This is a genomic window from Psychrobacillus sp. OK032, from assembly GCF_900111345.1.
In the GTDB taxonomy this organism is placed as follows: domain Bacteria; phylum Bacillota; class Bacilli; order Bacillales_A; family Planococcaceae; genus Psychrobacillus.
On record NZ_FOGY01000002.1, the window covers coordinates 224,877 to 245,820 of the forward strand.

General features: G+C 36.8%; 20 protein-coding genes. 1 reads left to right on the top strand and 19 read right to left on the bottom strand.

All coding sequences use genetic code 11. The annotated features are described in order from the left end of the window. Positions 1–207 precede the first annotated feature (207 nt). The 5 genes from BMZ04_RS04685 to BMZ04_RS04705 all read right to left on the bottom strand — a co-directional run bounded on the left by BMZ04_RS04685 (position 208) and on the right by BMZ04_RS04705 (position 5,512). On the bottom strand, positions 208–771 hold the full coding sequence (locus BMZ04_RS04685; RefSeq protein ID WP_093266049.1) for a hypothetical protein: 564 nt from the start codon (positions 769–771) through the stop codon (positions 208–210). Between the two features lie 80 nt (positions 772–851). Next, positions 852–1,976 carry an RNA polymerase sigma factor RpoD gene (rpoD, locus tag BMZ04_RS04690; RefSeq protein ID WP_093266052.1) on the bottom strand — a complete coding sequence of 375 codons (1,125 nt, stop codon included), beginning with the start codon at positions 1,974–1,976 and terminating at the stop codon, positions 852–854. 28 nt (positions 1,977–2,004) lie between these two features. Then, entirely contained in the window at positions 2,005–3,834 is a 1,830-nt protein-coding gene (dnaG, locus tag BMZ04_RS04695; protein ID WP_093266055.1) for a DNA primase, read from the bottom strand. A 218-nt stretch (positions 3,835–4,052) separates the two neighbouring features. Continuing rightward, positions 4,053–4,862: a pyruvate, water dikinase regulatory protein gene (locus BMZ04_RS04700; RefSeq protein WP_093266058.1), complete on the bottom strand. Its 810-nt coding sequence runs from the start codon at positions 4,860–4,862 to the stop codon at positions 4,053–4,055. Positions 4,863–4,873: 11 nt separating this feature from the next. After that, the gene (locus tag BMZ04_RS04705) at positions 4,874–5,512 is read right to left on the bottom strand and encodes a helix-turn-helix transcriptional regulator (protein WP_177184327.1); all 639 of its coding nucleotides are present in this window, start codon (positions 5,510–5,512) and stop codon (positions 4,874–4,876) included. Positions 5,513–6,016: 504 nt separating this feature from the next. On the opposite strand from BMZ04_RS04705, the gene BMZ04_RS04710 reads away from it, so the two are divergent. Continuing rightward, on the top strand, positions 6,017–7,399 hold the full coding sequence (locus tag BMZ04_RS04710; RefSeq protein WP_093266062.1) for a glycine--tRNA ligase: 1,383 nt from the start codon (positions 6,017–6,019) through the stop codon (positions 7,397–7,399). Between the two features lie 222 nt (positions 7,400–7,621). Here BMZ04_RS04710 and recO read toward each other — a convergent pair whose 3' ends face one another. From recO to mtaB, 14 genes are all read right to left on the bottom strand, one after another. Beyond that, positions 7,622–8,404, bottom strand: coding sequence for a DNA repair protein RecO (recO, locus tag BMZ04_RS04715; protein WP_093266065.1), 783 nt, complete (start codon positions 8,402–8,404; stop codon positions 7,622–7,624). A 314-nt stretch (positions 8,405–8,718) separates the two neighbouring features. After that, positions 8,719–9,639 carry a GTPase Era gene (gene era / locus BMZ04_RS04720; protein ID WP_093266068.1) on the bottom strand — a complete coding sequence of 307 codons (921 nt, stop codon included), beginning with the start codon at positions 9,637–9,639 and terminating at the stop codon, positions 8,719–8,721. After that, a complete protein-coding gene (locus BMZ04_RS04725; RefSeq protein ID WP_093266071.1) occupies positions 9,626–10,033 on the bottom strand; it encodes a cytidine deaminase in 408 nt (135 codons plus the stop codon). The genes era and BMZ04_RS04725 overlap by 14 nt, the downstream gene beginning before the upstream one ends. Before the next feature lie 11 nt (positions 10,034–10,044). Beyond that, complete coding sequence (locus BMZ04_RS04730) at positions 10,045–10,410, bottom strand: diacylglycerol kinase family protein (RefSeq protein ID WP_093266074.1); 366 nt, start codon at positions 10,408–10,410, stop codon at positions 10,045–10,047. Further along, on the bottom strand, positions 10,397–10,882 hold the full coding sequence (ybeY, locus tag BMZ04_RS04735) for an rRNA maturation RNase YbeY (protein ID WP_093266078.1): 486 nt from the start codon (positions 10,880–10,882) through the stop codon (positions 10,397–10,399). The genes BMZ04_RS04730 and ybeY overlap by 14 nt, the downstream gene beginning before the upstream one ends. 20 nt (positions 10,883–10,902) lie before the next feature. After that, positions 10,903–13,014: an HD family phosphohydrolase gene (locus BMZ04_RS04740; RefSeq protein ID WP_255367800.1), complete on the bottom strand. Its 2,112-nt coding sequence runs from the start codon at positions 13,012–13,014 to the stop codon at positions 10,903–10,905. 124 nt (positions 13,015–13,138) lie between these two features. Then, the gene (locus BMZ04_RS04745) at positions 13,139–14,098 is read right to left on the bottom strand and encodes a PhoH family protein (RefSeq protein WP_093266080.1); all 960 of its coding nucleotides are present in this window, start codon (positions 14,096–14,098) and stop codon (positions 13,139–13,141) included. Next, positions 14,095–15,201 (bottom strand): sporulation protein YqfD, encoded by a 1,107-nt coding sequence (locus BMZ04_RS04750; RefSeq protein WP_093266083.1) that lies wholly within the window; start codon positions 15,199–15,201, stop codon positions 14,095–14,097. The genes BMZ04_RS04745 and BMZ04_RS04750 overlap by 4 nt, the downstream gene beginning before the upstream one ends. A 289-nt stretch (positions 15,202–15,490) precedes the next feature. Continuing rightward, positions 15,491–15,940: a hypothetical protein gene (locus BMZ04_RS04755; protein ID WP_093266085.1), complete on the bottom strand. Its 450-nt coding sequence runs from the start codon at positions 15,938–15,940 to the stop codon at positions 15,491–15,493. A gap of 29 nt (positions 15,941–15,969) precedes the next feature. Continuing rightward, positions 15,970–16,974 carry a flotillin-like protein FloA gene (gene floA, locus BMZ04_RS04760; RefSeq protein ID WP_093266086.1) on the bottom strand — a complete coding sequence of 335 codons (1,005 nt, stop codon included), beginning with the start codon at positions 16,972–16,974 and terminating at the stop codon, positions 15,970–15,972. Further along, positions 16,974–18,299, bottom strand: a complete 1,326-nt coding sequence (locus BMZ04_RS04765) for an NfeD family protein (RefSeq protein WP_093266088.1) — start codon at positions 18,297–18,299, stop codon at positions 16,974–16,976. The genes floA and BMZ04_RS04765 overlap by 1 nt, the downstream gene beginning before the upstream one ends. A 260-nt stretch (positions 18,300–18,559) precedes the next feature. Continuing rightward, entirely contained in the window at positions 18,560–18,733 is a 174-nt protein-coding gene (rpsU, locus tag BMZ04_RS04770; RefSeq protein WP_016426884.1) for a 30S ribosomal protein S21, read from the bottom strand. 103 nt (positions 18,734–18,836) lie between these two features. Then, positions 18,837–19,508, bottom strand: coding sequence for a deoxyribose-phosphate aldolase (deoC, locus tag BMZ04_RS04775; protein WP_093266090.1), 672 nt, complete (start codon positions 19,506–19,508; stop codon positions 18,837–18,839). A gap of 84 nt (positions 19,509–19,592) precedes the next feature. After that, entirely contained in the window at positions 19,593–20,933 is a 1,341-nt protein-coding gene (gene mtaB / locus BMZ04_RS04780) for a tRNA (N(6)-L-threonylcarbamoyladenosine(37)-C(2))-methylthiotransferase MtaB (RefSeq protein ID WP_093266092.1), read from the bottom strand. Positions 20,934–20,944 lie beyond the last annotated feature (11 nt).

Genomic DNA, 20,944 nt, shown 5'->3' on the forward strand with positions numbered 1-20,944 from the left:
ATAGGTAAGTCACACCCAAAGTTGTCGAATGATGAATTAATATGTATGATCCGGCTGTTGATTAACCAACTTTCACCATTATAATTTTATAACTTTCGCAAGGATCCCATTTTACACAAACATCAAGAACGAAATAATTACTACATCATTATCGCTGGAAAAGAAAAAACACCAACAAGTTTGTCTGTTGGTGTTCGAACGATTAAATTAAAAATAAAATTTAAATAAGTAAAATAATATAAGTGCTGTTCCAACCATACCGGAAATACTAAAATATACGAGTTTCAAAAGTAACCCGGAAAACAACCATATTAAACAATTTCCAATCATAAAACCAATTAACACTAAAGGGTATTCAATAAAATAAACATCCCACACTTTAAACGATATTCCTAATAGTAATAGGGCTGAAAAAACGAACAATAAAGGTGTCATTATCGATTTAGTTTTTGCTAGTTTAATAGCTATGTATAAAAATAAGCATATCGCAATTCCTGTTGCAATAATTGGGATAAATGCAGCGGTAGCGTCTAGTATAAGTGATGCTATTAAAAGTACTGTAACGAATCCGAGTATTACATATAAAAACGTTTTGTTCTTGTTTTCCTTCGCTAGTAATGCTTGCGAATATTTTTCTTTTCTTTCATCCTCGACCCCTTCTCCTTGCGCATAGAGGGCTGTTAGAAAGTCACAATAATGTTCAGGAAGTAATTTATTTTTCTTCCAAAAAGCAATCTCATTTAGGATAATTTGCTTACGTTGAACTGACATGGCTCGTCCTCATTTCATCTGACAGTTATCCATAAGTATAAAACAGAAAAAGACACCCTACAAGGATGTCTCTTCCTAAATTATTCTAAGAAGTCTTTTAGACGCTTACTGCGAGAAGGATGACGAAGTTTACGTAGTGCTTTCGCTTCAATTTGGCGAATACGCTCACGTGTGACACCAAATACTTTTCCTACTTCCTCCAATGTTCTCGTACGACCATCATCTAAACCAAATCGAAGACGTAGTACATTTTCTTCTCGATCTGTTAAAGTATCTAGCACATCTTCTAATTGTTCTTTTAGTAATTCATATGCAGCATGATCAGAAGGGGATTGAGCATCAGCATCTTCGATAAAATCGCCTAAGTGGGAGTCATCTTCTTCTCCAATAGGTGTTTCTAAAGAAACTGGCTCTTGTGCAATTTTTAGGATTTCACGTACTTTTTCTGGAGGTAAATCCATCTCTTCTCCAATTTCTTCTGGAGAAGGTTCGCGACCTAAATCTTGCAATAATTGTCGTTGTACACGAATTAACTTATTGATTGTTTCAACCATATGCACCGGAATACGTATTGTACGAGCTTGGTCTGCAATGGCACGAGTAATTGCTTGTCTAATCCACCAAGTAGCGTACGTACTAAATTTGAACCCTTTACGGTGATCAAACTTTTCAACTGCTTTAATTAGTCCCATATTTCCTTCTTGGATTAGATCTAAGAACAACATTCCACGACCTACATAACGCTTTGCAATACTTACTACTAATCGAAGGTTTGCTTCTGCTAGACGTTTTCTAGCTTCTTCATCGCCTTGTTCTATTCTTTCCGCAAGTGCAATTTCTTCAGACGCTTTTAGTAGATCTACGCGTCCGATTTCTTTTAAGTACATACGAACAGGATCATTAATCTTTACACCAGGCGGCACACTTAAATCATTTAAATCGAAAGTTTCTTCTTTCCCCTTCATCAAACGATCTAAATCTTCTTCATCGCCATCTTTTCGGCTAAGTTCAATTTCTTTTCCTTCTAGATGATCGATAAATTCCTCGATTTGATCCGATTCCAATTCAAAATGAGCTAGCTTTTCCGCAATATCGTGATACGTTAACTCCCCATTTTTTTTACCTAATTCGATTAATTGTTTTTTTGCATCTTCTAATGATAATTCAATATCCGTTTCTTTTGTACGTTCAGACTTGTCCGCCATAAGAAATCCTCCTTTTGCTACCGGATGTTTATTCAAAAGTTGCTAACGACTTTTTTAACTGAATAGCTTCTTGAGCAAGTTGCAAAGCTTTTGTCATATCCGTCATTTTCTCTGCTTCTTTTGCTTCATGTAACTTCCGCTCAATTTGTTGCTCTATCCGGTATTTTCGAATATGGCGCAAGCAGTCCATGACTTCCTCTGTTTCATGTTCTGGATCACGTTCTGAGAGCGCTGCTTCCATAACTATATTTCTAAGTTGTGCATCATTTAGTACTTCTAAAAATCGTTGATAATCTCCATCTGGATACTGTTCATAAAATCCGGTTAAGCGTACATAAACTGCCTCGTATGCATCCCTAATAAAACATTGTTCTCCAGCATTATTTCGTGCAATATCAATTATTTGTGCATTGTGCAGCATATGAGAAAGTAACATTCGCTCTGCTCTCTCATCTGCTGAGATAGTCCTCTTCTTTTTAGTCAATTCTTGATTGGTTGGGAGAGGAATGGATGGTTCACTTTTAAATTGTTTTGCTTTTTTTCCTTGAAGTTTTCGTAAATGTTGATAGATTGCTTCTTCTGAAACGTTTGTTTCCTGCGAAAGTTGTCGAATGTACAGATCGCGCTCTACAGAAGAATTTCTCTCACTCAGTATTTCCAATATTTCTTGAATATACTGTAATGTATCATTTTCATTGTTAAAATTCTTATCACGTTTAGAAACAATCATCATAAAGGATAAATAAGAATGTGGCTTTTCCATAATTTTGGTGCGAAAAGCTTCTTCTCCGTAGTTTTTAATATAATCATCTGGATCCATTGCATCCGGAATAATTGCTACCTCTGTTTGAATGTTTTGAGCTTGTAAAGCAATTGCTGCTCTTTTAGCTGCTTCCATACCAGCTTTATCCCCGTCATAACATAATGTGACGTTTGATGTCAATCTATTCAGTTTTATAATATGTTGAGACGTCAAAGCCGTCCCCATTGTTGCAATGCCATTGGAAATTCCAGCTGTAGATGCAGCAATTACATCTAGAAAGCCTTCAAAGACAATCACATTTCGTTGTTTTCGAATTTCTAGACGAGCTTTATCTAGATTATAAAGTACCTGGCTTTTCTGGAATATTGGTGATTCCGGGCTATTTAAATATTTTGCTTCATTTTCACTTTTTTCAAGTATTCTTCCTGAAAAGGCTATTACATGTCCCGTTTCATCGAAAACAGGAAACATAATTCTTCCTCTAAAACGGTCGAAATACTTTAATTCATTTTCTTTTCGGATAATAAGCCCAGTTTTCTCTATTTCTTGTAAATCCATACCTTTTCGTGCTAATAATGTTGTTAAAGCATCCCAATTAGGTAATGACCACCCAATTTTATACTTTTCGATGATTTCAGTAGAAAACCCTCTTTCCTTTAAGTAATGTAATGCATTTTCTCCTTCCTCCGTATGAAGTAACAAATGATGAAAATAATCGCTCGCAAATTCATGCGCCTTTTTCATAATTGATACTTCTTTTGAGACAGGTGCTTTTGCTTCTGAATGATTGGAGGAACTTTCTTCAATCGAAAGTCCAATCCGACTTCCAAGTTTACTTACCGCATCTTGGAACGAAAGATTTTCGATATCCATTAAAAATGTAATTACATTTCCACCAGCACCGCACCCGAAACAATGAAAAATCTGTTTCTCCTGCGTTACTGAAAAAGATGGTGTTTGTTCCCCATGAAAAGGGCATAAACCAAAATAATTCCTACCTCTTTTCGTAAGTTGAACATATTCGCTAATAACATCGACAATATCTGTGTTATTCCTAACTTGTTCGATAACTTCTTCTTCTATACGATTCGTCATTATTTCACCATCTTTGCTCGCTACTTTATTAATTCGAGATAAACAAGAAAAATCCTGCAAGAAACGACAAAATAATTCATAAAAAAAGTTTCATATAGTTATTATTTTTTACCACAATTAACTATTATAAAACATTTCACATTATTAATCTATACTTTATTCGATTCGCAATACAAAAAAACCTTTTCACAAATGTGAATCGGTTCATTTTTTTATAATTATTTTTGTTGAATGTGATTAATTACTAAATTGGCCGTTTCTTCTACTGCCCGATTTGTTACATCGATAACAGTACATCCAATTTCTTTTACTACTTTTTCAAAATGAGCAATTTCTTCATTTATCCGTTCTATCTTAGCATAACTAGCATCATCATTTAAACCAATTGCTATTAATCTTTCTTTACGTATAGAATTTAGTTTTTCTGGTGTGATTACTAAGCCAAAGCATTTTGCAGGATCTACCTGGAATAATTCTTCCGGAGGCTCTACTTCCGGTACTAATGGGACGTTTGCTACTTTGTACCTTTTATGCGCCAAGTATTGTGACAAAGGCGTTTTTGAAGTTCTAGAGACTCCGATTAGTACAATGTCTGCTTGCAATAAGCCACGTGGATCTCTTCCATCATCGTATTTTACAGCAAATTCGATTGCTTCAATTTTTTTAAAATAATCTTCATCTAGCTTGCGAACTAAACCAGGCTCCTCAAATGGTTTTTCTTCTAAATTTTTTTCTAAAAGATGAATCAGTGGACCAATCAGGTCGACTGAATCTAAACCATATGCCCTACAGTTTTCTATTAACGCGTCACGCATTTTCGTTTGCACAAGCGTATATAAAATAATAGCATTTTGTTCTTTCGCTAGTTCAGTAATTTCTTTAATATGATCCAATGAATCAATATGGGTAAATCTTTTTAACTTTGTATGTTGTAGACCAGGTCTAAACTGACTTACCGCCGCTTTTGCCACTAGTTCTCCCGTTTCACCGATTGAATCTGAGACAATAAACAGGTTTAACATTTTCATCGTGTCACTCCTTATAAGTCATGGTCATCGGCTAAAGACAAGAAAGCACGTGTAATATTCGTTTTCGTAATTCTTCCAACGACCTCTAAACCATCTTTTCGTTCTTTCACTACTGGTAATGAATCAATCTGACGACTCATTAATTTATTTGCCACTTCAATAATGGTATCTTCTTTCATACAATACGTAATATTCGGCATTCTCGTCATAATCATATGTACTGGCATTTTGTTTAAATCCTGATTTCCAATGCTCGTTCGTAAGAAATCTTTTCTAGAAAGTACACCAGACAATAGAGATTGTTTATCCACGACAAATAAAGATCCTACATCTTCTAAAAACATATGACATATAGCATCATATACTGTCATGCTTTCTTCTACAACAACGGGAATAGATTGGAAGTCTTTTACTACCATCTGTGCGATATTATCTGAAATAGCTTGGCTTGTTTTTTTGCCGGAATAAAAATAACCAACACGCGGTCTGGCGTCTAAAAAACCAGCCATTGTTAAAATAGCAAGATCGGGGCGAAGCGTAGACCTAGTTAAGCTTAGTCGTTCTGCAATTTGCTCGCCTGTAATAGGGCCATTTCCTTTAACAATTTCCAAAATTTCATTTTGCCGTTTGTTGAGTTCGATTGGAATCACCGCCTCAAATTGTTTGCTTAATACTAAATTATTATATACTACTTACTCCTTTATTGCGAAGTAAACTGGCTCATGTTACAATAACAACAAATAATAAAGCGTTGAAGAGTATTATAAGTACTGTAAATTTAGCGAGTGGTGATAGTGAAAGACCACAATACAGGAAACGGCAGCTCAGAGCTTATGCTTTTAAAGAGGATTGTATTTTTCAATCAATCGGGGTGGAACCGCGGGTTAAAAACTCGTCCCCGGGCTAATTTAGCCCGGAGACGAGTTTTTTCTTTTTGAAAGCAATAATCAATCACGACTCGACGTGATTGCGCCCAGATTTTGAATTGAGCTTGCTCAATTAACTCCCTTCAAAATCTGTGGCATCCGCCGGAGGCTTTAACTTCATTCAGCTGGGGATTTCCCCCTATTGAATTGAAGAAATTATAGCATTATCCAGCACTTATAGAAGCAAGGGACTTCTGCTGAATTAAGTTAAAAAATGGAGGGTTTGTTATGGAATTTTCAATGGAAACAGTAGTTAGCTTAGCAAAACAAAGAGGTTTTGTATTCCCAGGATCTGAAATTTATGGCGGACTTGCAAACACTTGGGATTACGGGCCACTTGGTGTGGAATTAAAAAATAATATTAAAAAAGCTTGGTGGAAAAAATTCGTACAAGAATCCCCACACAACGTAGGATTGGATGCAGCCATTTTAATGAATCCAAAAACATGGGTAGCATCTGGACATATCGGCAATTTTAATGATCCAATGATTGACTGTAAAAAATGTAAATCTCGTCATCGTGTGGACAAAATTATCGAAGATGCACTTGATAAAAAAGGAATTGAAATGGTTATTGACGGCCTTTCATTTGAAAAAATGGCAGAAATCATGAAAGAGCATCATGTAGTATGCCCTTCTTGTGGAGAGTTTGACTATACAGATATTCGTCAGTTCAACTTAATGTTTAAAACATTCCAAGGGGTAACAGAATCATCTACAAACGAAATTTTCTTACGACCTGAAACAGCTCAAGGTATTTTTGTAAACTACAAAAATGTTCAACGTTCTATGCGTAAAAAAATGCCATTTGGTATTGCGCAAGTAGGAAAAAGCTTCCGTAACGAAATTACTCCTGGTAACTTTACATTCCGTACAAGAGAATTCGAACAAATGGAATTAGAATTTTTCTGTAAACCAGGCGAAGATATGGAATGGTTTGAGTTCTGGCGTAACTACTGTAAAGATTGGTTACTGAACTTAGGCGTTGCAGAGGATAGTATTCGACTACGCGATCACTCAGAAGATGAACTATCCCACTATTCTAATGCTACGACAGATATCGAATATAAATTCCCATTTGGTTGGGGAGAGCTATGGGGTATCGCTGATCGTACCGACTTTGACTTAAAACAACATATGGAACATTCTGGAGAAGATTTTAACTATATCGATCCAATTACGAATGAACGTTATGTACCTTATTGCATCGAACCATCTCTTGGGGCGGATCGTGTAACACTTGCATTCCTATGTGAAGCGTATGACGAAGAGCAACTAGAAGGTGACGATAAGCGTACTGTACTGCGTTTCCACCCAGCTCTAGCTCCAGTGAAAGCAGCAGTTTTACCTTTATCTAAAAAGTTATCAGAAGGTGCAACAGCTTTGTTCTCTGATTTAAGTAAACACTTTATGGTAGATTATGACGAATCTCAATCAATCGGTAAACGTTACCGCCGCCAAGACGAAATCGGAACACCATTCTGCATCACATACGATTTCGATTCAGAAACAGATGGCCAAGTAACAGTTCGCCACCGTGATTCTATGGAACAAACAAGAATGCCAATTGCAGATGTGAAAGCATATATTGAAGAAAAATTACAATTTTAATGTTAAAAAACCAAATTAGACATTGTCTGATTTGGTTTTTAAAATTGGGGAGTGGAAGTTGATCGCGGCTATTGTTTGATTGTCGTTTGGTTATAATTTGGTAACATTTCTTTGCTGGGATAATACAGATAAATACTCGGATAGCCGATTTATGTTCGGTTACCCCAAATAATTGCTCGGATAGCTCAAGATTTCAACATATAAAAAGATCCAAGTTCGAAGTTATTCTTCTGAACTTGGATCTTTTATTGGATTAAAAAATTCTGGCGTCTTTTCCATTTGATCTAAAAATCCTTGGGACTTTAATCGAATTCCTACTTGTTCATTATAAATGGTTCGTACAATTTTTTTGATAAAGCCCTTTGTTTCTTTTTTCAAAGTAAGCTTGCCAACTTGGCTTATCGGAACGGTATAAAAGGTACGGATTAACTTTACTTGTGCCGGGGTAAGTCGTATTAAATATGGATCGACTGAAAAGCATCTGTGGCAAAGAAATCCGATTTGAGCAAATGAAAACGCAAATTCCCCGTCCGTTGCTCCGCAGTTGACACATTGATGCAACACCGGATAAATCCCAGCAATGGGTAGCATCTTCCATTCTACAAATAAACTAATTGCTTCTGGATCATATTCCCCGGAAATGGCCTCCAGTGCTTCTTGCAAAATAGTAAACACATGTGGTTTCGGATATTCATCTTCTATTAACTTATCCACCAGCTCCATGATGAAGCTAGCATATGCAGTAGTAAAAATATCCTCTCGAATGGAGCGCATCGAGTCAATAATTTCCCCTTGTTGTAAAGTTCCCATCCCTCTTCCTTGCTGAATTAAAAAAAACGCATAGGTGAATGGCTGGGATATAGAAGATAATCGGCTCGTTGGTTTTTTAGCACCACGAGCCATTGCCGCTCTTTTTCCTAATTCTCGTGAAAATATCGTAACAATTTTATCCGTTTCTCCGTAAGATGAAGTCCGCAAGACAATGCCTTCTACTTTTTGAAGCAAAAGCCTTCCCTTCCTTCTTAGTGTCTAGCTCCAGCGCCTTGCTCCTGCGCACAGCTCGTCGCAGTTAAAACCATGTGCTCCTGCGCACAGCTCGTCGCATACAAAATCGCTTGTGGTGGCTGAGGAGCTGCCTCCTGGGCCCACACGATGCGGGTCATGTCTGCTTTACCACAGGATGTGGCGTACTTTGCAGACCTACCTCATCCCCATTTGCCTGTCGGAGGCCTGCAGGATGCAGGTCATACAGTTGTTGCGACACGATGTCGCGAACTTAGACTGTATTCTTTAACATAGGCGCTTCCGCTTTTGATTTCTTAATACTCGTCTTCTCTAAATCCATAATCACGTAAATGGGTCGATTTATTGCGCCAATCTTTTTGCACTTTTACCCATAATTCTAAGAATACTTTCGTTCCAAGTAGCATTTCGATATCATGGCGTGCTCTTGTGCCCACTTCTTTTAAAAGTGCGCCTCTTTTCCCGATAACAATTCCTTTTTGGGAATCCCGCTCCACGATAATCGTTGCCATTACACGGATCATATCTTTTTCCGTATCTTCTTCTTTTTTTATCTTATCAATAACTACCGCAATGGAATGAGGGATCTCTTCACGCGTTAAATGGAGTACCTTTTCACGGATTAATTCAGAGATGATGAAACGTTCTGGATGATCTGTTACTTGATCCGCAGGGTAATATTGAGGGCCTTCTGGCAAGTATTTTTGAATAGTTTCAAGCAATCGATCTACATTATTTCCTTGTAATGCAGATATCGGTACTATTTCTGCAAAATCATATTTGTCTTTATACGACTCGATGATTGAGATTAGCTCCTCCGGATGTACTTGATCGATTTTATTGATAACTAGGAATACGGGTGTTTCATTATTTTCAAGCATATCAATGATGAACTCATCACCCTTACCTCTTGGTTCTGTTGCATTCACCATAAATAAAATAGCATCCACTTCACGAAGTGTGTTTTTAGCTACTTTTAACATGAAATCACCAAGCTTATGCTTTGGTTTATGAATACCAGGTGTATCAATGAAAATCATTTGGCTGTCATCTAATGTTAGGACACCTTGTACTTTGTTTCGAGTTGTTTGAGGCTTGTCACTCATTATGGCAATCTTTTGGCCAATTACTCGATTTAAAAATGTGGATTTCCCTACATTAGGACGTCCAATAATCGAGATAAATCCCGATTTATACCCTTTGTTATTTTGCTCCATATTCCATATCCTCCGTTTTAAATGCGCCCGGTAATAACTCTGCAACTGTCGTTTCTAATACTTCACCATTCAAGTTCGTTAACAAAACCGGCATATCTTTTTCACAAAATTCTACTAGTACTTGTCTGCATGCACCGCAAGGAGAGACAGGTCCTTCTGTATCAGCAACAATTGCAATCGCCGCAAAATCTTTTTTCCCTTCAGATACTGCTTTAAATACAGCAGTACGCTCTGCACAGTTAGTCAAACCAAATGATGCATTTTCAATATTACAACCATGGATTACTTCTCCGTCTTTCGTTAAAAGTGCTGCTCCAACTTTAAACTTTGAATAAGGCACATACGCATTCTCTCTCGCTTTAATAGATGCTGCTAATAACATTTCTTTATTCATCTAATTCACCTCTAAAATAATATTCCCGTCCATTTCGGGATAAATATGATTAAGCCAACGATTACCGTGCAAATGGCATACACGAGACAAGCACCTGCTGCTAGATCCTTTGCCTGTTTTGCAAGGGGATGTAACTCTGGTGATGCTAAATCCACCACACGTTCAATCGACGCATTTACTAATTCTATCATGAACATCCCGCAAATTAACATTACAATGATTATCCATTCCCATTTGGACAATCCCGTTAATAAACTTGCCAATAAAACAACAACTGCTGCCAGTACATGAAAGCGGAAATTTTGCTCACTTTTAATTACAAGTATAATGCCTTGAAAGGCAAAAACGAAAGACTTAAAGAATTTACGAAAGTTCATGGCCTTCACGCTTTAAACCAAAAGCCTGTAAAATCGTTTCTTGTAAACCGAACATTTCTTTTTCTTCTTCTTCTGTACCGTGATCGTAACCAAGTAAATGTAAAAAACCATGTACTGCTAAAAAACAAAGCTCTCGTTCAAAAGTATGTCCATAAGATGCCGCTTGTTCTGTTGTACGTTCGACAGAAATGATAATATCGCCAAGCAACGTAGGAATATCCGCATCCTTAATCTCTATTTCCCCTTCTCCCATTTCTTCCATAGCAAAAGAAATAACATCTGTTGGCATATCTTTTTGGCGATAAGTTTTATTAATCTCTTGAATAGCCTCATTCGTTACAAATGTAACACTTACTTCACTTCCTTCTTTTACACCTAATTGCGTTGCAGCAGAAGTTAAAACTTTTTCAACAAGTGTAATTGTTTCTTCGGATAGTGTTTGTGTTTCGTCCATTAAATCTAGTTCTAGCATATTTTTAGCCCCTAACATCCTTATTTTGGGTATTCAATTCGGGAGTGAAATGTACCATTCATCGTTGTACAGAAACTTTCTTCCATTTTCTTTATTTCCTTTAACGATAGATCGCATTCGTCAAATTGACCATCTAGTAATTTTCCTTTTATAATTGATTGGATCAGATCCCTAATTTTTTCTGCATCTGGTTCTTTCATCGAACGGACAGCAGCTTCTACACTATCGGCAACCGAAATAATAGCAATTTCTTTCGTTTGAGGTTTAGGTCCTGGATACCTATACTGTTCTTCTAGAATATCTTCTTTCATTTCTTTTGCTTTATAGTAAAAGAATTTGAGTAAGCTTGTTCCATGATGTTGCTCCGAAATATCAATTATTTCTTTTGGCATTTTATGTTTCCGTAATATTTCTGCGCCGTCACCGGCATGTGCAATTATAATATCACGACTCGTTTCAGGTGGTAAATTATCATGTGGGTTGTACCCATTCACTTGATTTTCGATAAAAAAACCCGGTCGTTTCGTTTTTCCAATATCATGATAATAACTTCCAACACGTGCTAGTAGCCCATTTGCACCAACCGCTTCACAAGCAGCATCCGCTAAGTTTGCGACCATTAAACTATGATGATACGTTCCAGGAGTTTCTGTTAATATTTTCTTCAATAATGGATGATTCGGATTGGATAGTTCGATTAACCGCATCGTCGACAAAATGCCAAACACGGATTCAAAAAATGGTAATATCCCAATCGTTAGAGCTCCAGATAGTATACCCGATAAAACGGCTACTCCAACATAAAATGATATATCTGTAAATTGATAAGTCGTTTTTGTCATTAATAAATAAAATAATATAAATAATATGTTTACCACTGAAACAACAAAGCTTCCTCTAAATATTTGAGAATTATTATGTGTACGTTGCATCGCAAAAATACCTGCTATACTCCCGAATAATATGTATAACGAAATTTCCATTTGAAATACATTGGTATAACCTTCTTGAAAAATTATACCCGCATAAGCAGCAACTACAAAACTAGTGATAAGTGCTGCACGTTCATTTACTAATAAGTAAACAAAAATGGAGACCAATGCAGTCGGAAATATAAATGCAATGACTACATCAAAATTATTTGCAACTGATTGCAACACTATCATGATTAAGACAGAAACGATTAGACTAAAAGCAACGACAACTAAGTTTTTGGAGTTAGTAATTGTTTTCTCTTTTTTACGAAACGTTTGTGCAAATAGAATCCACATCGTAAGGATAACAAACAATCCAACACCTATAGGCGGCTTATAAGAAGTTTTATCCGTTAACATCCCAAGTAATTCAATCTGCCTATAAACTTCTCGGTCTATTAGTTCTCCTTTTTGTACTAGTATTTGCCCTTGTAGAATTCGCGTCGGTTCAACACTTGCTTTTGCTTGCTCAATCCGTAACTCAGTTAACTCTTCATTTTCGATTTCTGTTGCTACAATTGAACCACGCGCTATATTGATAATAATATTCATATACTCCGCGGAAAATCCAAGTGTACTTGTAACCTGGGCAGCAATTTTTTCACGCGCAGCTGGAACACTTTCCGTTCGTATTGGTTCACTTAATGCATTTTCTGTAATTGTAGCTAATTTTTCTTTTGATTCACGCAAAACAGGAACTGATTGCTTCAATAAAATAGTTAACATTTCATCACTTAAAGGAATGATACTCGCATTTTCTGCTAAAACGTCCATTTCATCTTTCAATTTCACAAGTGCTATAGCTGCATCTTCTTCATTTAATTCATCATTCGGATTTTTTTTCACTTCGAGCACGCTATCAAAAATAGAGCGGATAATTGCAGCCTGGTTATCAGCAGTTTCCTCCTGAAATTGATAGACTGGAAGAACCTCTGATGCTACTTTTTCTCTTTCTTCTTCCGTTTTGACTGGGTCTTCCATTGTTTTAACAGAACGTATAGTGTCGGGTGAGAGCTGGAATCGTTCTATATCATATTTACTTTCTTTCACATTACCAATTAATAAAAAGAACATGCAAACCGCTGTTAAGAGAATGATAACGAAAGGGAGATACTTATTATTGCGCCATTCTCTCCATTTTAACAAAATGGTTTTCACTCTAAACTCAGCTCCTTCACAGCTTGTCCTTATATTATACCTTAAAGTTAAAACTAGTCATTACTATTTCCTTAAAATTAACAAAAGCAACAGTCAGCTAATAGACCGTTGCTTTTTGGAAATGCTATGATTTTTGCTCGTCGTATGCTTGGATAATTTTAGCTACTAGTGGATGACGGACTACATCTCCCTGTTCTAAGTATTGAAAATGAATACCAGAAACATGACCTAAAATTTTCTCGGCGACGATTAAACCAGATTCAGCACCTTTTGGTAAATCTATTTGCGTTTTATCTCCAGTGATTACCATTTTTGAACCAAAACCAAGACGGGTTAAAAACATCTTCATTTGTGCTTTCGTTGTATTTTGCGCTTCGTCTAAAATAACAAAAGCATCGTCTAATGTGCGACCGCGCATATATGCAAGCGGAGCAATTTCAATCGTACCACGTTCCATTAGCCGTTCCGTCTGTTCCGTTCCAAGCACATCGTGCAATGCATCATACAACGGACGTAAGTATGGATCTACCTTCTCTTTTAGGTCTCCAGGTAAGAAACCTAGACTCTCCCCCGCCTCCACGGCAGGACGCGTTAAAATGATTTTTTTCACATGTGCATTTTTTAATGCTTGGGTTGCCATAACGACTGCAAGGTATGTTTTACCTGTACCTGCTGGACCAATTCCAAATGTTAAATCCGAATGCCGAATTCCTTGTATATACTCTCTTTGCCCAATCGTTTTGGCACGTATTGCTTTTCCTTTAGTATTTCTTGCAATTTCTTCATCATACAAACTTGAAAAATATTCAATTGTTCCATTCAAGCTCATCTCAACAGCAGAAGTGACATCCCTAAGGTTTATATTGATGCCTTTACGAATAACAGCAAGAAGTTGTACCATTAGTTTTTTCGCTTCTTCTACATTTTTCTCTTCGCCAACAATTTGAATTTGTTCGCCTCTTGTGATGAGTTGTACCTTTAGTTCCGCTTCAATAAGCTTTACATTTTTATCTGATATTCCGAGAAGCATCACCGCTTCTGCAGGGTCCTGCAAGTTTATATCGAGTTGTTTTTGTTCGCTCATGCTTCGTCTCCTTGGGGTATAACTTGTGGTATTGCAATATTTTCATTTACCAATAATAATACTTTCCCTTTTACTTTATCATTTTGTATAGATACCTGCAAAACTTTATCCTCTAATATTTGTGTCCCAGCAGGCAAATCATTGATTATCTTTTGAAATAGTAATGGACGTATTAATCGTTCCATCGATTTTTCACTTAACTCGTAAGTCTCTTCTATATTTTTTTGTACGTATCCAGCCACTACATAGTTTCTCAAGAAAGAAGGAAGAACGATTTCCCTCCAATATGGAACATTTGACTGTCCCTTTTTTTGAATAAGCAACTCTCTTTCATCTGGCCTTACAATGGATACTTTTTTAGGTAGTTCAAACTGGAGTTCAATCCAATAACTTGCATATACCTTTCCTTCCGCACTCGTAATAATTCGTTTATCTCCTTGTGTTACAAAACCATTTACGAGAGTATCTCCTTTTTTAACCGCTACATGTTTCTGTACAGCTCTTACTCCTTTTACCAATTCAAAATCTGTAATAACACCACTTCTTTTAGCGATCAAATGGACTGGTGGTGCGTCTTTTATATCCCGTTCAGTTTTAATTGGTGCAAGCATTGGAGATACGATAAGCGTTGAACCTGACTGGGCAAAATGAACCCATGAATACTCTTTGTACTTCAACAAAATCTTTTGCCTTATCTCTTGTTCAGCTGGTAACGAAGAAGTAAGCATTTTTTCTTTTATATTCATCGCTTTTAGTTCTTCATATAGCAAAATATTATTTTCAGGTGAATCCGATTCAATATGAATTGTCCAAATAAATTGCGCAAGTAAGATAGGTATTAAGAAAAAAAGAGCGACACCTATGAAAGAGTATGAATAAGGTGAAATTATTCCTTTTTTCGTTTCATCTACTAAGGCTACTTTTATTTTCATCGCTTTCCTAACTTTTCGAAAAGCCTTTAAATCTTTCTTTTTTATCGAGAAATATAAGTAGTCATCGCTACTATACACACTGTATAAGTTAATATTTAGTGCAAACAAACGTTGAAATAAGACATGTTGATCAGTAGTTATCGGTATTTGTACACGTATAAGGCTTGCCATTAAGTACGATCCTTCCTAGTTATATTAAAAAAGTTAAGCTTTTCTACTGTTAAATGTAAGCGTTCGGAAGATAGCGATTTAATCTGTAAGCTGTCTGCATTTATTTCCAGTAAATAATAATCATACGAACATAATACGCTGTTTTCATTTAACTTAAGAAGAGTTATTTCGTAATCTAAAATAATATCACTAAAATTATCAATCATAATACTCGCATGGAGTGGAAATAACTGTTTTATAAAAAACACCCCTTTACATGAATTTATGCATGTAAAGGGGTGTTCATGAGTTATCTTTTGGATTTTGGTGGCGCTAATATTTCGGACAATATAATTGCTCGAACAAGTTCATCCTTCGTTTCCGGCAAAACGCTCGCCATCATTGGCTTTGCAGCATTTACATCTAGTCTATTCGCTTGGTATACAGATAAACGACCAGAAGCTCTTGGCACACCTTGATCGCGACTCACTTCACGTTGTGCTTTTTCTTCCTTAACCGGTATAACTGGTTCTGTCTTTATATTAGTTGTTTTACGTTCAATTTTCGTTTGTTGTTCTTGTTTAAATTCCCTTGCCAACTCACCTAAGTTTTTAAAAGGGTTCTCTACGAATGGTTTTATCTCAGGAACTTTATTTACTGGCTTAGGAACTTTTGTTGGATTTTGATTTTGCTTTTGCTTTTTCTTGCCAAAAAGTGTACTTATAAGTAAGGATACGATGAGTAAAATAATCCCTTCCAAGGAGAAGACCTCCTTTCTGCGGTATTAGACTAGTCTTTCAACTCTCCAGTAGAAGGTTTATCTCCTCCGACTTTGCTAATTGAGTCTCTCATACTTGTGTCTGCTTGGATATTTTTATAATTCATATAATCCATCACACCGATATTTCCCTCTCTTAGTGCTTCTGCCATCGCTAGTGGTACTTCTGCTTCTGCTTCTACAACTTTAGATCGCATTTCTACTACTTTTGCTTTCATCTCTTGCTCAGAGGCTACGGCCATTGCACGACGTTCTTCCGCTTTTGCTTGTGCAATTTTCTTGTCCGCTTCTGCTTGCTCTGTTTGTAGTTCTGCCCCGATATTTTTACCTATATCAACGTCCGCAATATCAATCGATAGAATTTCAAAAGCTGTACCAGAATCTAATCCTTTAGCCAACACAGTTTGAGAAATTAAATCTGGATTCTCAAGTACACGTTCATGGCTAGTACTAGATCCGATTGTTGAGATAATTCCTTCGCCAACACGGGCAACGATTGTTTCTTCACCCGCACCACCGACTAAACGGTCTATATTGGCACGAACGGTAATACGTGCTTTCGCTTTTACTTCAATCCCGTTCATTGCAACCCCTGCGATAAATGGCGTTTCAATTACTTTCGGGTTAACAGACATTTGCACGGCTTCTAGTACGTCTCGACCAGCTAGATCAATCGCTGCCGCCCGTTCAAATGTTAGTTCAATATTTGCACGATGCGCCGCAATAAGTGCGTTTACAACGCGGTCTACGTTACCACCTGCTAAATAATGGCTCTCTAATTGATTGATCGCCACTTTCAATCCAGCTTTATGTGCTTTAATAAGTGGATTGACAATGCGTGATGGAATTACTCGACGTAACCTCATCCCTACAAGTGTAAAGATACTAATTTTCACTCCCGCTGCTAAAGCTGAAATCCATAGTGTGATTGGGAAAAATGTGAAAAATACCGATAGCACGATAAATGCTAAAACGATCACTATGATTAACGTAATTGTTGATCCAGTAAATACCATTATGTTGCCTCCTCTTCCGCGACTTCTCGCACTACAATACGAGAGCCTTCTACTTTAATAATCGTAACTTGTTTGTCCTTCGCAACAAAACTACCATCGGATACTGCATCGATTCGCTCATTGTCGATACGTATAGTTCCAGACGGTCTAAGGGCAGTCATTGTAATGGCCACTTTGCCAATTAAATCAACTCGATTTTCATTGGACACATATCCTTGTTCCGTCGTTGTAGCATCCGACAAGATAATCTTGTTTAATGCTTTCATCTTTTTTCCAAAGAACTTCATAATAATCACCATTCCCACTATAGCTACTGTTAAAGCAATTAATACAGCAATACTCATTTGCACAATATTGCCTCCTGCTAGTATTATACTAAAAATAATAGCAGCTGCACCTAAAATTCCACTAATTCCTCCCGGCAAGAAGAATTCAGCTATTATTAAAAGAACTCCAATAACAAAAATAATCAAAGTTTCATAGCCTGCAAGACCAGCAACTAAATGCCCGAAAAAGAACAATCCGATGGAGATAAGCCCCATCGTCCCTGCAACTCCAAATCCTGGAGAATACAGCTCCACTATCAATCCTAAACTTGCAATCGACAATAAAATTGGCACGATAATTGGATGCGTAATAAATCGTGCAACCGATTCCATAAATGTCTCTTCTGTTTCAATGACCTTTGCATTAGTTAAATTTGTCTTATCTAACAATTCTCCAAATGATTTTACCGTCCCATTCGAGTAACCTACTTCTAGCGCCTCCTCGGAAGTAAGCGTTAATAATTTTCCTACAGGTGCTCTATATTGCGGTAAGTCTACCTGGTCATCCGCCATTGCCTGCGCATATTTTGGATCTTTTCCGGTAAGCTTTGCAGCATTTATCATTTTTGCTTTCCATGCACTATTTGCTTTTTCATCTGCAGTATTACCAATACTATCAATTACAGCTGCTGCACCGATTGTACCACTAGGAGACATATAAATTTCATCCGTATGCAATGCTAAAAAAGCTCCTGCTGATAGCGCTTCTGAATTGATATAAGCTATTTTTTGTATCGAAGTAGAATCGAGTAAATCTGCAATTTTCTGCGCTGAATCCACAAAGCCACCAGGGGTATTTATTTCGAAAATAATAGCTTTTGCTCCCGCTTCTTCAGCATCATGTATAGAACGCTCTAAAAAAGCATATAAACCTTTTTCCACTTCTTTATGGATTGGAATTTTATAAACGGTAGGTGAATCAGCAGTGAATGAAGGAACAACTAAGCATAATGAAAATAACAATAAACAGAAAGAAATAAAATACCGTGACAATTTCATCCTTAAACCTCCCTTCTTCTATATGTATAATTCTATATACGGATGAGCACCATAAAAGTTTCAAAAATGAAAATAAACCGAGAAAAATAATTTTCTCGGTTTACATAATTGTAAATGTTAATCATACAGTACGTGTTTTGAACGTAGGGATGGTTGGGATTAATTTACCACTTACGTTTACGTGCAGCTTCTGATTTCTTTTTACGTTTCATGCTTGGTTATGGAAACCAAAGCTTCGAAGCTTGGTAAATTTAAATAAATTAGAATTTACGTTTACGGGCAGCTTCAGATTTCTTTTTACGCTTTACGCTTGGTTTTTCATAAAACTCGCGCTTTCTTACCTCTTGAATTGTACCACTTTTAGATACAGTACGTTTGAAGCGGCGAAGAGCATCTTCAAGCGATTCGTTTTTACGAACGACAGTTTTTGACATCTCTTTTTCCCTCCCTCCGAACACACGTCAAGCACATAACCTAGTGTTATGTACTAAAAAATTATACCGTATACTTTACACTTGGTCAATACTTTCGCCTAAATTAATAATCAGATTTACTTTCTAGACCTTGGACAATTTCTACACCAGAGCTTGCACCAATTCTAGTTGCACCTGCGTCTACCATCGACTGTAAATCCGACAAGCTTCGAACACCACCAGAAGCCTTCACTCCTAATTCTGGACCAACTGCACTTCGCATTAACTTCACTGCATTTACAGTTGCTCCTCCTGTAGAAAACCCAGTAGAAGTTTTAACAAAATCTGCTCCAGCGAGTTTAGATATTTCACTAGCTCTCAAAATTTCTTCGTCTGTTAATAAGCAAGTTTCTAAAATAACTTTGACAATTGCCTTCTCTTTAGCAGCTTGTACTACTGCCTCGATATCTTTTTGCACCAGGTTATAATCTTGATCTTTTAAAGCACCTACGTTTATAACCATATCAATTTCTTCCGCACCGTTTTCGATTGCATTTGTTGTTTCAAACGCTTTAACAGCTGAAGTACTTGCACCAAGTGGAAAGCCAATTACTGTACAAACTTTTACTGGTGAACCTTTCAATAGTTCCGCACTAACACTTACCCATGTTGGATTTACACATACAGATGCAAATGTATAGGTTTTTGCTTCCTCACAAAGTTTTTCAATTTGATTTTTGGTTGCGTCTTGTTTTAATAATGTATGATCGATTAATGCCGCAATATTTTGAGTCATTATAAAATCTCCCTCCGAGTTGTACGTACCTCTTTATCATAATCGAGAATCTAAAAAAAAGCCAGTGAGATTGTTCTCACTGACTTAAACTAGTTCTTCTACATTTTCCAATACCCGAACAAATTGCCCTTCATTGTATGGATAACCAGCCTTCGTTATTTTCACACGTACTAGTTTTCCAATTAAATCTTCTGTACCAGGAATAACTACTTTCAAATAATTATCAGTGTACCCCTCGTATAAATTACTTTCGGGATTTAATTTGTATTTATCTTCTGGAATAATCTCTAATACTTCCCCTTCAAAACGGGATGCGTACTGTGCAGCTAGTTGATCGTTCAACGAAATTAACCTGTGAACACGTTCATTTTTAATATCTTCATCCACTTGATTTTCCATTCTTGCTGCAGGCGTACCAGTACGTTTGGAATATGGGAATACATGAAGTTCCGAGAATTTTTGGTCACGAATAAAGTTAAACGTTTCCATAAATTCCTCTTCTGTTTCACCTGGGAAACCAACAATTACGTCTGAAGTAATGGCTATGTCTGGAAGTGCTTCTCTAAGTCTATCTAATCGATTTGCAAAAAACTCCATTGTATATTTTCTACGCATTCTTTTTAAAACGGTATCAGAACCAGATTGAATAGGAATGTGTAAATGTCTTACTACAATATTAGAATCTCTTAAAACATCGATTACTTCATCCGATAATTGACTTGCTTCAATCGAGCTTATACGAAGGCGTTTTAAGCCTTTTACTTTCGATTCGATATCTCTTAAAAGCTGCGCTAAGTTATAATCTTTTAAGTCTTCACCGTATCCACCTGTATGGATACCTGTTAATACGATTTCTAAATAACCTGCGTCTACAAGTTGCTGCGCTTGATGAACTACTTCTTCTGGATCTCTAGAACGCATTAACCCGCGAGCCCATGGGATAATACAAAAAGTACAAAAATTATTACAGCCTTCTTGGATTTTTAATGATGCGCGAGTACGATCTGTAAATGAAGGAACATCCAATTCCTCGTAAACACGGTTTTTCATTATATTTCCTACTGCATTAATCGGCGTACGTTCTGTTTTATATTGTTCGATATAATCGAGCATTTTTGTACGCTCTTGGGTCCCTACGACGATATCTACCCCCGGAATTGCCATAATTTCAGCGGGAGAAGTCTGTGCATAACAACCTGTTACACAAATAACAGCATCTGGATTTTGACGAATTGCACGACGAATCACTTGTCGACTTTTTTTATCACCAGTGTTTGTTACAGTACATGTATTAATCACATATACATCTGATTGTTTTTCAAAATCAGTACGGTCATAGCCGTTTTCTTTAAATAATTGCCATATAGCCTCTGTTTCATAGTGGTTTACTTTACAGCCTAATGTATGGAATGCAACGGATGACAAGTCCTCACACC

What these genes read in the sequence shown, in the direction of transcription:
- ybeY (WP_093266078.1), bottom strand. Translation starts at nt 10,882, where the DNA reads ATGCTAGAACTAGATTTAATGGACGAAACACAAACACTATCCGAAGAA.
- floA (WP_093266086.1), bottom strand. Translation starts at nt 16,974, where the DNA reads ATGGTATTTACTGGATCAACAATTACGTTAATCATAGTGATCGTTTTA.
- BMZ04_RS04750 (WP_093266083.1), bottom strand. Translation starts at nt 15,201, where the DNA reads ATGGCAAGCCTTATACGTGTACAAATACCGATAACTACTGATCAACAT.
- era (WP_093266068.1), bottom strand. Translation starts at nt 9,639, where the DNA reads ATGGAGCAAAATAACAAAGGGTATAAATCGGGATTTATCTCGATTATT.
- deoC (WP_093266090.1), bottom strand. Translation starts at nt 19,508, where the DNA reads ATGACTCAAAATATTGCGGCATTAATCGATCATACATTATTAAAACAA.
- BMZ04_RS04730 (WP_093266074.1), bottom strand. Translation starts at nt 10,410, where the DNA reads ATGAACTTTCGTAAATTCTTTAAGTCTTTCGTTTTTGCCTTTCAAGGC.
- rpoD (WP_093266052.1), bottom strand. Translation starts at nt 1,976, where the DNA reads ATGGCGGACAAGTCTGAACGTACAAAAGAAACGGATATTGAATTATCA.
- rpsU (WP_016426884.1), bottom strand. Translation starts at nt 18,733, where the DNA reads ATGTCAAAAACTGTCGTTCGTAAAAACGAATCGCTTGAAGATGCTCTT.
- BMZ04_RS04745 (WP_093266080.1), bottom strand. Translation starts at nt 14,098, where the DNA reads ATGAGCGAACAAAAACAACTCGATATAAACTTGCAGGACCCTGCAGAA.
- BMZ04_RS04685 (WP_093266049.1), bottom strand. Translation starts at nt 771, where the DNA reads ATGTCAGTTCAACGTAAGCAAATTATCCTAAATGAGATTGCTTTTTGG.
- BMZ04_RS04700 (WP_093266058.1), bottom strand. Translation starts at nt 4,862, where the DNA reads ATGAAAATGTTAAACCTGTTTATTGTCTCAGATTCAATCGGTGAAACG.
- BMZ04_RS04725 (WP_093266071.1), bottom strand. Translation starts at nt 10,033, where the DNA reads ATGAATAAAGAAATGTTATTAGCAGCATCTATTAAAGCGAGAGAGAAT.
- BMZ04_RS04710 (WP_093266062.1), top strand. Translation starts at nt 6,017, where the DNA reads ATGGAATTTTCAATGGAAACAGTAGTTAGCTTAGCAAAACAAAGAGGT.
- dnaG (WP_093266055.1), bottom strand. Translation starts at nt 3,834, where the DNA reads ATGACGAATCGTATAGAAGAAGAAGTTATCGAACAAGTTAGGAATAAC.
- BMZ04_RS04765 (WP_093266088.1), bottom strand. Translation starts at nt 18,299, where the DNA reads ATGAAATTGTCACGGTATTTTATTTCTTTCTGTTTATTGTTATTTTCA.